The organism is Dokdonia donghaensis DSW-1 (assembly GCF_001653755.1).
In the GTDB taxonomy this organism is placed as follows: domain Bacteria; phylum Bacteroidota; class Bacteroidia; order Flavobacteriales; family Flavobacteriaceae; genus Dokdonia; species Dokdonia donghaensis.
The window spans coordinates 1,238,950-1,254,164 of record NZ_CP015125.1; the positions used below are offsets into that span (position 1 = coordinate 1,238,950).

The following is a 15,215-nucleotide window of genomic DNA, read 5'->3' on the forward strand; positions in this document are numbered from 1 at the left end:
TAAGCTTGATAAAAGGTAATTTATGCTTGTGGGGGCTCAAAAGGCAACCATCGTATAGAGGTATATGGTTTTAAAAGGTAGTAGTAATTGTCCTTTTTGCTATTGGCTTGTGGATTTGAAGGCGTTGTGTATCTAGAGATAGATAATCTTTTGTCTGTATTATAATTTTCTTTTTTTTCAGGAACTTCCTTATCTAAATCTGTGTCAAATAGCTTGACGAGTAAGTCGATGCTTTGATGGTCGTGTTGAGTATCATTTATTGTCAGATTAGAGTGCTCGTTATGATGGTGAGCACCGTGATGTGCGCTTTGTGCTATAGCGTGCTCAATAGTGTGGGCGAGTTGTATAAAAGCATCCTTTGTTGAAGAGACAAAACATATCACTGCAATGCACAAGGTTAATGTGGTTAATGATTTTGATATGTGTTGCTTTTGTTTCAGAATGTTTGGTTGTTAATTATAGAATCTACGTTAATTTCTTAGGTAGGGTTTCATTTTAACAAAACCCTAACAAATTCAACTGTAACACATAATCACCTTAATAGTCTATAATGCTATACACTACCGACGACTAACCAAAACAACCCGAAGTAGTCTTAACAAGAATTTCACAATTAGTGACAGATTATCTGTCTATATTGTCATAAAGTGTTGACTATGATAGAAATAAAAGATCTTCATAAATCGTATCAAATGGGGAGCAACTCGCTTCACGTTTTAAAAGGAATCGACTTTTCTGTAAAAGAAGGAGAGCTAGTCTCTATAATGGGTTCTTCGGGTTCTGGTAAATCTACTTTGCTTAATATTCTAGGTATGCTAGATGAGGCAGATGAGGGAACGTATTATCTAGACAATGTTCCCATTAAAAACCTAAACGAAAAGGTTGCCGCTCAGTATAGAAATAAATTTTTAGGATTCATTTTTCAATCATTTAATCTCATCAACTATAAAAATGCATTAGACAATGTCTCTATGCCGCTATATTACCAAGGTATGAAGCGAGCAGAGCGCACGGACAGAGCGATGCATTATTTAGAAAAAGTAGGCCTAGCCCAGTGGGCTACTCACCTGCCTAGCGAGATGTCTGGAGGTCAAAAACAAAGAGTTGCCATCGCGAGAGCACTAGCAAGTGACCCAAAAGTACTACTGGCAGATGAGCCTACGGGAGCACTCGATACAAAAACTTCTTACGAAGTAATGGATCTCATACAAGGTATAAATGATGAGGGTAAGACCATACTTGTGGTAACACACGAACCAGATATTGCAGAGATGACTAAGCGCATTGTAAATCTAAAGGACGGTCGCATCATAGATGACTCTGTTGTAAATCAAGTAAAAGCAAGTTTACATGTTTGATGTAGAGCGCTGGCAAGAAATATTTGAAACCATAGGTAAGAACAAGCTTCGCACCTTTCTCACTGGGCTATCTGTAGCTTCGGGTATTTTTATATTAGTCATTCTTCTAGGTTTTAGTACGGGTATTCAGAAAGGGGTAAAAACACAATTTGCTCAAGATGCAGAGAGCCGAGTAAATGTATGGACAGGTGTTACTACAAAAGAGTATGCAGGTCTCAATCCTGGCCGTCGTATCCAGATGCACAATAGTGATTTAGAAAATGTAGATCAAAAATTTGGCGAAGCAATAGAACATCAAACTGGTTTATACAATATCTGGGGAGGCCTTGTTAACTACGGTAACGAAACAGGTAATTATAGAATAGAAGGCGCAAACTATGGACAGCAGTTTATTGAGAATGCTGGGCTATCTGCAGGTAGATTCTTGACTCAGAAGGATGAAGAAGAAGGTGTTAAAGTTGCCATCATAGGCCAGAAGGTAAAAAACGACCTTTTTAAAACAGAGCAAGCAGTAGGAGCAACTATTAAAATTATGGGTATCAACTTTCTCGTAGCAGGTGTATTTACAGATCCTGGAGGAGAGCGTGAGGAGTCTCGCATTTTTATACCACTCAGTACTGCACAACGCGTTTTTAATGCGGGAGATAAGTTGAGGTCTATGGCATTTACAGTAAAGATGTCTGATAATTTTGACGAAGCCGTAGCACTTTCGGCAGCAGTGAGTCAAGGTATAGAAGATGAGATTAAGTCTAGATATCAAATCTCACCAGATGATCGTAGCGCCGTACGCGTGCGTTATAATCTGGAAGAAGCACAAAAAATTTATAGCCTCATAGATACCATACGTATGGTGTTTTGGTTTGTAGGCATAGGTACAATTATAGCAGGCGTGGTAGGTGTAAGTAACATAATGCTCATCATTGTAAAAGAACGTACTAAGGAGATAGGTGTGCGCAAAGCACTAGGAGCATTACCAAGCTCTATAATCGGGATGATATTGCAAGAGTCTATTTTTATAACCGCAATAGCTGGCTTCTTAGGGCTGTTTTTAGGTGTTGGTTTATTAGAGTTAATCGGGCCACAGATAGATAGTGATTTCATCAAGTTTCCTCAGGTAGATTTTGTTACTGCGATGTCAACAGTAATTATTCTTATCGTAGCAGGAGCCCTTGCAGGTTACATACCAGCTAGAAGAGCGGCAAATATTAGACCTATAGAAGCACTAAGAGATGAGTAGTAAGGAGAGTTATACCGCTTTCGCGAAAGCAAAAAAGTAATACAATGTTTAGTAAAGATCGTTGGAACGAAATACTAGAAGCACTTAACGCAAACAGATTTAGAACCCTGCTTACGGCATTTGGTGTGTTTTGGGGTATACTAATTTTAGTATTACTACTTGCACTTACTAATGGGTTGAAGAATGGCGTTTCGGCAGATTTTGGCGACTTTGCCACAAACTCGATGTTTATGTGGTCACAAGGAACCTCGATGTCATATAAGGGTTTGCCTAAGGGACGTTACTTCAATTTCAAATTAGAAGATGTAGACGTTTTACGTGAGAAGTACCCACAGTTAAAATACATCTCACCTAGAAATCAGCTAGGAGGTTATAATGGTGCAAATAATGTTACCTACAAGGAAAAAACAGGTGCTTATAGCGTTTACGGTGATTATCCAGAATTTATAAAACAACAACCACAAGATATCACTTCTGGTCGCTACATCTCTTATTCTGATATTGAAGAAAAAAGGAAAATTTGTGTCATAGGAGAAGATGTGGTTAAGGGGCTTTATGATAAAGGAGAAGAACCACTTAATACCTATATCAAAATAAATGGTGTCAACTTTCTAGTAGTAGGGACATTTAAAGATCCAAAGAGTAGTGGAGATGCAGAGGAGTCTGCAAATACAATTTTTGTTCCTTTTACTACATTTTCACAAGCTTTTAACCGTGCAGATAATGTAGGGTGGATGGCTATAACGGCGCACGACGGTACAAGTATCACGAGCATAAAAGAACAAGTTTTTACGACAATGAGGGAGCAGCGCTCTATTCATCCAGATGATAAAAGAGCCATAGGCCATTTTGACCTTGCCGAAGAGTTTGGGAGAGTGATGGGGCTATTCTCAATACTCACTTTTGTAGGATACTTTGTAGGTTCTCTTGTACTGCTTTCTGGAGTGATAGGGATAAGTAACATTATGCTCATAGTAGTAAAAGAACGTACCAAAGAGATAGGAGTACGTCGCGCTCTAGGAGCAACACCTTGGGAGATTAAATCTCAAATATTACAAGAATCACTAGTACTCACTATAATTTCTGGTATGGCTGGTATTGCAGTTGCTGCTGGATTTATATGGGTGATGAATAGTATACTAGATCAAGTAGGTAAGGTAGATAACTTTGCAAATCCTTCTGTAAATATTACAGTAATTTTTATCGCCCTTGCCATACTCATTATCTCTGGTTTGCTCGCTGGTTTTATACCTGCGACAAGAGCTATACAAATGAAACCAATAGACGCATTAAGAATAGAATAATACAATCCAATCATATAATAGAATGAAACGAACAGGAACCATAATCACGCTCGTACTAATCGCAGTATTTTTCTCCATAGGTATCTGGTATATCTACACAAAAGATAAGCAGGACCCAGTGGTGTATACCACAGAGCAAGCGACTAATCGTACAATTGTAAAGAAAACAGTTGCGACAGGAAGTATTGTCCCAAAAGAAGAGGTGCTCATAAAACCTAATATCTCAGGTATTATAAAAGAGGTGTATGTAGAGGCTGGAGATAATATTAAGGCTGGAGACCTTATTGCCCAGATAGATGTAGTACCTAATGTATCATCACTTACTAATGCAAAAAATAATATTGCAGGAGCAAGAACTACCGTAGAGACAGCGAGACTAGCACTTGCAAACCAAAAGAGTATTTATGATAGACAGAAAGCGCTTTTTGACAAAGGTGTTATCTCTGCAAATGATTTTGATAATATTAGAAATACCTATAACGCTGCAGAGCAAAGACTCAAGCAAGAGCAGGTAAACCTGCGTAGCGCTTCTCAAAATTATGACATTATAAAAACGGGAACCACCAGTGGCTTAGGTAACGCAGCAACTACTCAAATACGATCTACTATTACAGGTATGATTCTGGACGTGCCAGTAAAAGCCGGTAACCAGGTAATAGAGGCAAATAACTTTAATGATGGTACCACCGTTGCTACGCTAGCAGATGTTGAAAAGATGATCTTTGAAGGTAAGGTAGACGAGAGCGAAGTGGGTAAAATAAAAGAAGATTTACCACTTGAGATTACGGTAGGAGCTATAGAAAATAAAGTTTTTGATGCTACCCTAGATTACATCGCACCAAAAGGCGTTGCCGAAAATGGTGCCATACAATTTGAAATAAAAGGAACCCTAGCAAAGAAGGATGATGATACCTTTATACGCGCAGGCCTTAGTGCAAATGCAAGTATTATTTTAGAAAAGGCAGAAGATGTACTCTCTATAAAAGAAGCGCTTGTACAATACGACCCAAAAACAAAAACACCTTATGTTGAGGTGGCAACGGGAGATCAAGAGTTTGAGAGACGTGATATAGAAGTAGGAGTAAGCGATGGCATCTTTGTAGAGGTAAAGAGCGGTATCACAGCAGATGATAATATCAAAGTTTGGAATCAACTTAAAGCACCAGCAGGATTTGGTGGAAGGGGATAAAACCCTTGATTAAGAGTGGGTAGGAGTTTCTTTTTTACGCTTTCGCGAAAGCGTACACCTATACCAAAAAAAAATAATTAACAGTTTTTGTAACATATAACCGTTTCAATAGTCATATTGGACATCAATCTAGATTATGAAAAAAGCCATTTTATTTTGTATCACAGCCTTACTAGCTCTTACCACCTTCGGGCAGGAGAGAAAGTGGACTCTTCAAGAATGTGTGCAGTATGCGATAGAGAATAATATCAACATACAGCAAACTACGCTAGACCTTGAATCAGCAGCTATAGATAAATCTGATGCCGTAGGAGCATTTTTACCTACACTTAATGGTACTGCAAGTAACAGCTGGCAAACAGGTCTTACACAAAACGTGCTTACAGGAGTGCTAGAGTCACAACAAACGCGTAACTCATCTTTTGGTGTAAGTTCTGGAGTGCGATTAATAAATGGTTTTAGAAATCATAAGGTACTAGACAGAGCAGAACTTTCTAAAATTGCAGCAGACTATAATATTGCAAAACTTAAGGATGATGTAGCACTTAACGTCGCTGTAGCATACCTACAAGTCTTACTGGCAAAGGAAAGTGCAAAGGTGATAATTACACAAAACGCGGTTACACAAGAGCAAATAGATCGTACTCAAGAGCTGGTAGACGGAGGTGTGTTACCTAGAGGTGACTTACTTGAGATAAGAGCTACAAACGCAAGCGAAAGACAACGTATCGTTGCTGCCGAGAATTCAATAGCGATAGGACTTGTAAATCTTGCACAGCTACTTAATATATCAGATTTTGAAAATTTTGATATCGCAGATGGTAATTATACTGTACAAGGCGAGAGTATACTTGAGACACAACCAGAAGTACTTATAAGTTCTGCAAAAGACAATAGATACGACGTAAAAATTGCCGAACAAAATGAGGCGATTGCACAAAAGGATCTTGAGATAAGTAAGACAGGGCTATACCCTACACTAGATGCATTTTTTAATTATAATACTAGAGAGTCTAACAGAGCAAGTGGTTTTAATACGATTCTTGATCCAGATAATCCAGTTATAGATTCTGGTAATCCTATAGGAGTAGTAGGTGCTACAGGAGATGTAGTAACAAGCCTTACTCCTAATATTATAGGAGGTAATGAAGTAGGGCCTTTACCATTTGTAGAGCAGTTATATCTTAATGATGGTATCTCTTATGGTTTATCTTTGCGAGTTCCAGTTTTTAACGGATGGAGCACAAAAAATCAAATAAAACGTAGCAAGGTAAATGTGATGCGTGCAGAGTTTCAAAAGGAACTTGCAGAGCAAAATCTAAGAACGGCTGTTTATCAAGCGTATACAGATGCAAAAGCTGCAAAAGAAAGTTATGAAGCAGCAAAACTTGCTGTAGAGTCGCAAGAGCTAGCTTATCAATATGCAAAAGATAGGTATGATGTAGGGCTTACTAACGCTTTTGATTTTAGCCAGAGTAAATTACGTTATGATAACGCACAGATAGAACTTGCACGTTCTAAGTATGATTATATTTTCCGCATAAAGGTATTGGAGCTCTATTTTGGAGTGCCAGTTACCGAACTAAAATTCTAACCAAAATGAGTAAAAAAACACTTTTCATCTTACTGGGTATTGTTGCCATTGTAATTGTAGCATTAATAGCCGGCAAGAAATCTGGAGCGTTCGGTAAAACCGGAAACTTTAAGGCTGTCGAGACTCAAAAAATTGAGAGAGCAACTATTATTGAAACAGTTGCAGCCACAGGTAAAATACAACCAGAAATAGAAGTAAAGCTCTCTTCTGAAGTATCTGGAGAAATAATAGATTTACCTATTAAAGAGGGGCAAGATGTAAAGAAGGGTGACCTACTGGTTAAAATCAACCCAGACTTAGTACAAGCACAAGTGAGCCAGTCTCAAGCGGCTTTACAAAATAGTCGTGCTGGTTTATCACAAGCAGAGGCCACGCTCAACCAGGCAAAACTCACTTTTGAACGTAACAAACCACTTTTTGATAAAGGGGTTATTTCAAAAGCAGATTTTGAGCGTGCAGAGTCTGACTACCAGATAGCACAGGCTAATCGCCAGAGTGCCTTTTATAATGTACAGAGTGTAGCTGCACAAGTGAAGCAAGCCACAGATAACTTAGGGCGTACCTCTATCTTTGCACCGCGAGATGGTACTATATCTATGCTTAATGTTGAGCTAGGTGAGCGAGTAGTGGGTACAGCACAAATGGCAGGTACAGAAATTGTACGCGTAGCAAACCTTCAAAATATGGAGGTAGAGGTAGATGTAAACGAAAATGATATCGTAAAAATACAAGTAGGTGACTCTACCATTGTTGAGGTAGATGCATATCTTAAAAAGAAATTTGCAGGAGTAGTTACAGAGATTGCAAACTCTGCTCAAGCAACTCTCACAGCAGATCAGGTTACAAATTTTAAAGTAAAAGTACGTATCCTTGAGGAGTCGTATAAAGATCTTCTAGAGGGTAAAAAAGATACTTACTCACCGTTTAGACCAGGGATGACGGCAACGGTAGATATTATAACAAAAAAACGTAATGATATTCTAGCTGCTCCTATAAGCGCTATAGTTGTAAAAAGTGATACTAGTGCGACTAAGAGATCTAGTGCAAGAGCAAGTGATGTTACCTCAGATGAGAAGTTTGAGTGTGTATTTATAAAAGATGGCGACACCGCAAAGCTCAAAGTTGTAACTACAGGTATACAAGATGATTCAAAAATTGAAATTCTCTCGGGACTTGAAGAAGGAGATGAGATCATTACAGGGCCTTATAGCTTAGTAGCAAAATCACTCAAAACAGGCGATAAGGTAGAGCTAGAAAATCAAGAAGAAAAGAATACAGAAGAATAAAAGAATGACACACATATTATGTCTAGAGACAGCCACCACAAATTGTTCGGTGGCTTTGTCTATTAATGGAGAAGTCGTGATGATGCAGGAGGATAATGCAAAGAAGTATTCTCACGCAGAGCGGCTGCACACTTTTATTAAAGAAGTTTTAGATAAAGCAGGTGTTGCTCAAGAAAAACTAAACGCCATAGCGGTAAGTAAAGGCCCAGGGAGTTATACCGGGCTCCGCATAGGAGTTTCGGCGGCAAAGGGGCTTTGTGCTGCGCTAGACATACCTTTAATAGCTGTAGAGACACTTAGATCGCTTTCGCGAAAGCAAAATCTTACTCATAATGAGCTCGTGGTACCTATGCTAGATGCTCGCCGTATGGAAGTATATAGTGCTATTTATGATAATGAGGGTACAACTATAAGAGGTACCGAAGCACAAATACTAGATGAAACCTCATTCACCGAATATTTAGATAAGAGTATTGTGCACTTTATAGGTAATGGAGTTGAAAAATTTCAAGAAGTGTGCATACACCCTAATGCGAGATTTGTAACTAATGAATTGCCTAGCGCTGTGCAAATGGCAGCGATTTCAAACCAAAAGTTTACAGAAGGATTATTTGTAGATGTTGCTTATTTTGAACCTTATTATCTCAAAGACTTTATTGCTGGTAAGCCTAAGAAAAAATAATTACAGCATATAGTTTTATAAATGACAAACGCCCTTAATTATATAAATTAAGGGCGTTGTCATTATGAGGGACTTGATATTATGCCTCTTTCTGTATCTCGACAGCGTGAGGGTAAGGTATTTCAATACCAGCTTTGTCAAGCTCGATTTTACAGTTTTCAATAGTTTGGAAGTACACATCCCAGTAGTTTTCTGGTGTTGCCCACGGGCGTACCTCATAGTTTACAGAGCTCTCTGCAAGTTCACCCATATTTACAGATGGAGCAGGTACTTTAAGTACATTTTCTTGAGACTCCATAGCACGCATTAGGGCTTCTTTGGTAGCTTTAATATCTGCATCGTATGACACACCTATTGTAAGGTCTACACGTAGTTCTCCTAGCTCTGTATAGTTCTTTATGTTACCATTAGATAGGGCGCCGTTAGGTAAGATTACTAGCTTATTACCTGGTGTCGATATTTTTGTAGTAAAGATTTGAATCTCTGTCACAACACCTATTTCGCCTTGAGCTTCTATAAGATCTCCCACTTTAAAAGGTTTAAAAAGTATTAAGAGTACACCTCCAGCAAAGTTAGATAATGATCCTTGTAGTGCAAGACCTACCGCAAGACCAGCAGCAGCAAGTATCGCTGCAAAAGAAGCGGTGTCTATACCTAACTGACCTAAAATAGCAATGATAAGAAGCACTAGCAATATGGTTCTTACTAGGTTAGACAAGAATTTTTCTAGGGTCTTGTCCATATTTTTGTTCTTCTCGAGCATTTTTTTGAAAACTTTCATAAGTTTTCCAATAACCCATTTACCTACAATCCATATAACAACGGCCATAAGTATTTTAAGCCCGTATTCTGATCCTTTTTCGATAGCTAGATCAATCCATTTTTGATAGTCTTCCATTACAATGTTTTTAGTTTGAGTTGTTTGATACTTTAAAACTAAAAAAAACGCTCATAATAAAAATTATGAGCGCGTTATATTCTTATAATTATTTAATAATGAGCATAGGTCTATGCTTCTGTGTCTTTCAACTATAATTATTCTTGTTTGTATAGATGCACATCACGTTGTGGGTAAGGTATTGTGATGCCTTGAGCCTCTAGTCTTTCTTTGCCTTCTTCAAGCACGGTCCATCGTAAATTCCAAAAATCATCTATATGTGCCCAATATCTTAATGAGAGATTAACGCTGCTATCGCCTAGTTCTGCGAGCACTATCATAGGTTCTTTTCCTTCTATTTGTAACACAGTTTCTTGCTCATTTACTAAATCTAGTAGAATGTTTTTTGCAAGCTTCACATCGTCGTCATAACCTATGCCAAAAGTAAGGGCTTCTCTACGTATTCCCTCTTCTGTAAAGTTTACAATGGTTTCATTAGATAATTGTCCGTTAGGGATGATAGCAAGTTGGTTCCCAAAAGTATTGAGCTTGGTTTGGAAAATTGAAATTTCCTTTACAGTACCTTCTTGTCCTTGGGCTTTTATAAAATCTCCTACTTTAAATGGTCTAAGTAGTAATATAAGTACACCACCAGCAAAGTTTGCAAGTGACCCTTGTAGCGCAAGACCTATAGCAAGACCAGCGGCACCTATAATCGCAACAAGCGATGTAGTTTTTACTCCTAGTTGAGTGATTACAGTAACAAAAAGTATAATTTTAAGCGTCCAGTTTATAAGATCTTGTGCAAACTTTTCTAGGGTAGGGTCATAATCCTTTCTTTGGAAAAATTTACGAGTAAAACGTTTAATAAGACGTATGATCCAGAGACCTACAAATAGGAGTATAATAGCACTTATAAACCCTGGGATAAATGCCCATATCCAGTTTGCGGCACGCTTTATATATTCTTCGTACTGGCTTAACGTACTTAGGGGGTCTTTCATAACAATGTATTTTTTACAAAGTTGAAGATAAGCTCTAAGGTTCTATAAAATGTGGGGATAAACTTCTGTTAAAGTTCTATGAGTTTTAAGGCTTCCTTAACTGTTTTTAAAGGTAGTTTACAAGCATTGTTAACACAGACATAAATTAATGTTTCACCCTCTAGATATCTGCCTTCAAAAATTTCTTGTTTGCTAGCGGTAGTAGTGGCAGCAATTAATTTATTTGGTAAGTATTCTTGCTCTAATTCTGCGAGAATGTTTTGAGCATCTGGCCCTACCACTACAAGCTCATAATAAGGCTTTGTGTAGTTGAGCATAAGGTCCATCCAGTTAGAAAAACTAGTAGGGCTTTGTGTAAAGTTAGGCTGCATATTATTGAGCATAGCAGCTGCAGTATCGGTGTATGTTTTATCTAGATAATAGTGTGATAAGGTAAAAATGTTTTTTGCCATTATCGAGTTTGATGACGGGATCACATTATCATAAAACTCAGTGTTTCTAGAAGACAGTGTAGGGTCTTCATTTGAGGTGAAAAAGAAGAGTTTATTTTCTGCGTTTTGAAAATGAGTAAACGTATAGTCTGTTAGACTTTTTGCCTTCTCGAGCCATTGCTCATCCATAGTGACCTCAAAAAGGGCAATAAAAGCATCTATAGTCGCAGCATAATCTTCAAGGTATGCATTTATAGTGCTCTTGCCATCTTTATAGGTTCTATTGAGCCCCCCGTCTTTACGAAGCAGATTGTTTACCACAAAATTTGCATTCTTAAGAGCTGCGTCAAGAAATTCCTTTTCGTCAAACACGCGGTAGGCGTCTACATAACCTTTGGTCATTAAGCCATTCCAAGAGGTGAGAATTTTGTCATCTAGGCGCGGTTTTTCTTTTTTGCTTTCGCGAAAGCGTAATAAATCCTCACGCCACTTACTCTTTTTAGTAGTAAGCTCTTCTAGCGAAATCTGGTGCTCCTTTACAAAATCTGTATCTAGATCTTGCCTTATAAGCACATAGTGGTTATTCTCCCACTTACCGTAATCATTGATGTTGTAATAAGCGCTAAAGAGTTCAAAATTATCTCCTACAAGGCTCTTAAGCTCCTCTTCTGTCCATACATAATAAGCACCTTCTTCTAGCTCACCGTCTGGGGTGAGGCTGTCTGCATCTAGTGCGCTGTAAAAACCTCCTTGAGAAGTGGTCATCTCTCGCTTTATAAACTCGAGTGTCTCATACACGGTTTCTTTATAGAGCGGATTTTTAGTCTTTAAGTAAGCGTTTGAGTATAGACTTACGAGCTGAGCGTTATCATATAGCATTTTTTCAAAGTGGGGGATATGCCATTTTGTATCAACACTATACCTCGCAAAGCCACCACCTACTTGATCATTTACCCCGCCAAAGGCGATTTGCTCTAGTGTGGTATTTACATATTCCAGTATCTCGTCATCATTATTTTGATGTGCGTAGCGTAGTAAGAATTCATAATTATTAGGCATCATAAACTTTGGCGCTCTGTTGAGACCACCTTGACGAGTGTCCCATTGTCGTGACCACTTCTCAATAGATGTTTGAAGTGTATCTATAACAAAGCTAGGTTTATTAGGGTTAGGTGTTACAAGGTCCATTTGTGCAAGCCCCGTACCTAGCTTATCTGCATACTCCACCAGCTTGTTAGGCTCTGATGTGTAGATGTCTGCAACTTGCCCTAGCGCGTTGAGCCAGTCTTCTTTTGAAAAATAAGTACCACCCCATACTGGTCTTCCATCTGGCAATGCTACAGCATTAAGAGGCCAGCCACCGCGACCTGTCATAAGCTGAACAGCATTCATATATACATTATCTACATCTGGTCTTTCCTCGCGGTCTACTTTTATGTTTATAAAATTTTCATTCATAAATTGAGCGACCAGAGTATCTTCAAAGCTCTCGTGCTCCATCACGTGACACCAGTGACACGATGAGTACCCTATACTTACCAGTATGAGTTTGTTTTCTTTTTTTGCTTGAGCGAGCGTTTCGTCGTTCCAGGCTTTCCAGTCTACAGGGTTGTGGGCGTGTTGTAAAAGGTAAGGGCTTGTTTCTTTTATAAGGTCGTTTGTATAATCGTGTTGCATAGTGGTGTCGGTTTTCCCCTCACAGCTTGTAATGAGAATCGCAGTAATAAAGGCAAGTACAGGGATATGTAATTTCATAAGGTAAAAATACAAACAAAAAAAGTCCCACTTTGCGGCGGGACCTGATATAGGTATTTTAAAAGCTTCTTATTATTTTACTTCAAAAGTAATCTTACAGTTCATACGGTATTCCTTTATTTTTCCGTCATCGCCTACTACACAGTTTTGCTCATTTACATATAAAGAGCGTATGTTTTTAAGAGACTTGCTTGCGTGCTCGAGTGCATTTTCTGCTGCGTTTTCCCAGCTTTTTTCTGAACTTGCTAATACTTCTATTACTTTTAATACTGCCATTTTATTGGTTTTAAGAATTAATAAATTGTTGTTTTCCTTAAAGTTAAGCAATATGTTAGTAATAAGAGTGCGAGGTGTTTAGAATATTAAGATTAGTCTAATTGTGAGTTACAACGTGAGTTTGTGCAGCTTATCGATACTCAGTTCATTTTCTAAATAAAAGATGCAATAGGCCTTTGTAGATAAAATAAGAACTTACCAGCCTCCAGAAGCACCACCGCCGCCAAAGCCGCCACCGCCAAAACCTCCCCCGAAGCCACCGCCGCCTCCAAAGCTGCCGCCACCTCCAAAGGAACCGCCACCGCCGCCAAAACCGCCGCGCCCCATATTACTGAGTATAATAACGTCTAGTAGTGAGCCAGTTCTTCTAGTACCATTACCACCGTCACGACCACCACCACCACGGTGATTGTTACGACTTATGATAATCAATATGATGACAAAGAAGATAAACATTAAGATAGGTTGTATGGGGAAACCACTATCATCTGGTCGAGAGCCTGTAAAATTACCCTGTAACCCTTGAAAGATAGCATCTGTACCTTGATCAAGGCCTGCATAAAAATTACCCTGTTTAAATTGCGGAATCATTATGCGATTTATGATTTGCTCTGCGTCACGATCTGAGATAATACCCTCAATACCATAGCCAGTATTGATGTCAATCTTTCGGTCGTCTTTTGCTAGGAGTATAAGAATCCCATTGTCTTCATCTGCCTGGCCTATTCCCCATTTTTGTCCCCATTTTGCACCTAGCATATCGAGACCTTCACCGTTTGATGATGAGATTACCGCAACTACAATTTGTGTTGAGGTGGTATCACTATACTTAATAAGTTTACGTTCTAAAGCATTTTTTTGACCTTCAGAGAGTAAACCTATGTAGTCATAAACAGCATCTGGATTTGCCTTGGTGGGTTTATCTGGTATTGTGTATTGTGCAACTGCCGTCATACTCACAATACAGAGAAGAAGAGTGAGTACGCTTTCGCGAAAGCGGAATCCCATAAAAAATTCTTTTTCTAGCATTAAGAAGTCGTTATTTCGTCTGGAAGTTCATTTACATCTCCGTGCTCCCACGGAAAGTATTGTGCAAGCTTTTCACCAGCACAGCGCACCCCATCTATAAGTCCATCACGGAAGTTGTCTTGTTTAAACTGAGCAATTATTTTGTCTTTTGTAGACTCCCAGAAGTCTGCAGGGACCTTATTATTAATTCCCTTGTCGCCACAAATGGCAAGTTTATGATCATCTACAGCAACATAAATGAGCACACCATTTTCATCTTTAGTATTGTCCATTTTAAGTAGGTGAAATAACTCTTGAGCACGCACTAGAGCATCCTTTTTAGAATGATGCTCTAGGTGCACTCTTATTTCTCCAGAGGTCTGTTGCTCAGACTCGCGTATGGCTGTTATGATTGCCTCTTCGTCTTCTTTGCTTAAAAAGTCTTCTACTGTAGATGCCATTTAGCTTCCAAAATCAAATTCCACATTTGGAGCATCTTCAGATCCAGCGTCTGCCTCAAAGTAATCCATCTCTGCAAAGTTTCCTATAAATGAGTTTATTACATTGTTAGGAAACGTCTTAAGGTGTTTGTTATATGGTTTTACCGTATCGTTAAATCTGTTACGTTCCACGTTTATGCGGTTTTCTGTACGCTCAAGCTCGTTTATGAGTTCTTTAAAGTTTTCATTTGCCTTGAGGTCTGGGTAACGCTCAAAAACGGCAAGTAATCTAGATAGGGCAGAGGTAAGTCCTTGCTGCGCTTGTTGAAACTGCTTGAGTTGTGCTGGTGTAATGTTAGAAGGATCTATTTGTATAGAGGTAGCTTTAGATCGTGCTTCTGTCACTTTTATAAGTGTAGACTGCTCAAACTCTGCATATCCTTTTGCAGTGTTTACAATGTTAGGTATTAGGTCTGCTCTACGTTGGTATGAGCTTTCAACATTTGCCCACTGTGAAGTTGCATTTTCTTGTAAGTCAATTGCGGTGTTGTAAAATTTAGGCCCTACCATAAATCCTACGATGGCTATAAGAGCGATAATGGCAATGACAGCAATAAGTCCTTTTTTCATAATATAATACTGGTTTTGATTGTTAGTTGTCTTATAGTAGTATTTGTTACACACTACCATTCTAGTAGCAAGGTACTAATTAATGTAACTATTAAGGATAAGGTTTTGTTAAGAGGGCCTAGTCATAACATTTTATGTATGATT

Annotated in this window: 15 protein-coding genes; 7 read left to right on the forward strand and 8 right to left on the reverse strand. The window is 38.6% G+C overall.

From position 1 onward, the window contains the following. Positions 1–20 precede the first annotated feature (20 nt). Positions 21–383, reverse strand: a complete 363-nt coding sequence (locus I597_RS05350; protein ID WP_152594970.1) for a hypothetical protein — start codon at positions 381–383, stop codon at positions 21–23. 273 nt (positions 384–656) lie between these two features. Here I597_RS05350 and I597_RS05355 point away from each other — a divergent pair, with 273 nt between their 5' ends. From I597_RS05355 to tsaB, 7 genes are all read left to right on the forward strand, one after another. Next, entirely contained in the window at positions 657–1,358 is a 702-nt protein-coding gene (locus I597_RS05355; RefSeq protein WP_035327233.1) for an ABC transporter ATP-binding protein, read from the forward strand. Continuing rightward, positions 1,351–2,595, forward strand: coding sequence for an ABC transporter permease (locus I597_RS05360; RefSeq protein ID WP_035327234.1), 1,245 nt, complete (start codon positions 1,351–1,353; stop codon positions 2,593–2,595). Before I597_RS05355 ends, I597_RS05360 begins: the two co-directional genes overlap by 8 nt. A gap of 44 nt (positions 2,596–2,639) precedes the next feature. Continuing rightward, complete coding sequence (locus I597_RS05365) at positions 2,640–3,899, forward strand: ABC transporter permease (RefSeq protein WP_035327236.1); 1,260 nt, start codon at positions 2,640–2,642, stop codon at positions 3,897–3,899. A 22-nt stretch (positions 3,900–3,921) separates the two neighbouring features. Next, complete coding sequence (locus I597_RS05370) at positions 3,922–5,088, forward strand: efflux RND transporter periplasmic adaptor subunit (RefSeq protein ID WP_035327237.1); 1,167 nt, start codon at positions 3,922–3,924, stop codon at positions 5,086–5,088. Between the two features lie 136 nt (positions 5,089–5,224). Then, positions 5,225–6,682 (forward strand): TolC family protein, encoded by a 1,458-nt coding sequence (locus I597_RS05375; RefSeq protein WP_035327239.1) that lies wholly within the window; start codon positions 5,225–5,227, stop codon positions 6,680–6,682. A 5-nt stretch (positions 6,683–6,687) separates the two neighbouring features. Further along, a complete protein-coding gene (locus I597_RS05380; protein ID WP_035327240.1) occupies positions 6,688–7,968 on the forward strand; it encodes an efflux RND transporter periplasmic adaptor subunit in 1,281 nt (426 codons plus the stop codon). A 4-nt stretch (positions 7,969–7,972) separates the two neighbouring features. Beyond that, the gene (gene tsaB / locus I597_RS05385) at positions 7,973–8,650 is read left to right on the forward strand and encodes a tRNA (adenosine(37)-N6)-threonylcarbamoyltransferase complex dimerization subunit type 1 TsaB (protein ID WP_035327243.1); all 678 of its coding nucleotides are present in this window, start codon (positions 7,973–7,975) and stop codon (positions 8,648–8,650) included. A 79-nt stretch (positions 8,651–8,729) separates the two neighbouring features. Here tsaB and I597_RS05390 read toward each other — a convergent pair whose 3' ends face one another. The 7 genes from I597_RS05390 to I597_RS05420 all read right to left on the reverse strand — a co-directional run bounded on the left by I597_RS05390 (position 8,730) and on the right by I597_RS05420 (position 15,071). Further along, on the reverse strand, positions 8,730–9,548 hold the full coding sequence (locus tag I597_RS05390; protein ID WP_035327247.1) for a mechanosensitive ion channel family protein: 819 nt from the start codon (positions 9,546–9,548) through the stop codon (positions 8,730–8,732). A 137-nt stretch (positions 9,549–9,685) separates the two neighbouring features. Further along, positions 9,686–10,531 (reverse strand): mechanosensitive ion channel family protein, encoded by an 846-nt coding sequence (locus tag I597_RS05395; protein ID WP_035327250.1) that lies wholly within the window; start codon positions 10,529–10,531, stop codon positions 9,686–9,688. Positions 10,532–10,599: 68 nt separating this feature from the next. Then, the gene (locus I597_RS05400; RefSeq protein ID WP_035329019.1) at positions 10,600–12,639 is read right to left on the reverse strand and encodes a thioredoxin domain-containing protein; all 2,040 of its coding nucleotides are present in this window, start codon (positions 12,637–12,639) and stop codon (positions 10,600–10,602) included. A 150-nt stretch (positions 12,640–12,789) separates the two neighbouring features. Further along, positions 12,790–12,993, reverse strand: a complete 204-nt coding sequence (locus I597_RS05405) for a dodecin family protein (RefSeq protein WP_035327253.1) — start codon at positions 12,991–12,993, stop codon at positions 12,790–12,792. Positions 12,994–13,188: 195 nt separating this feature from the next. Further along, on the reverse strand, positions 13,189–14,022 hold the full coding sequence (locus tag I597_RS05410) for a TPM domain-containing protein (RefSeq protein WP_081965009.1): 834 nt from the start codon (positions 14,020–14,022) through the stop codon (positions 13,189–13,191). Further along, positions 14,022–14,462, reverse strand: a complete 441-nt coding sequence (locus I597_RS05415) for a TPM domain-containing protein (RefSeq protein WP_035327256.1) — start codon at positions 14,460–14,462, stop codon at positions 14,022–14,024. Before I597_RS05415 ends, I597_RS05410 begins: the two co-directional genes overlap by 1 nt. Further along, the gene (locus I597_RS05420; RefSeq protein WP_035327259.1) at positions 14,463–15,071 is read right to left on the reverse strand and encodes a LemA family protein; all 609 of its coding nucleotides are present in this window, start codon (positions 15,069–15,071) and stop codon (positions 14,463–14,465) included. Positions 15,072–15,215 lie beyond the last annotated feature (144 nt).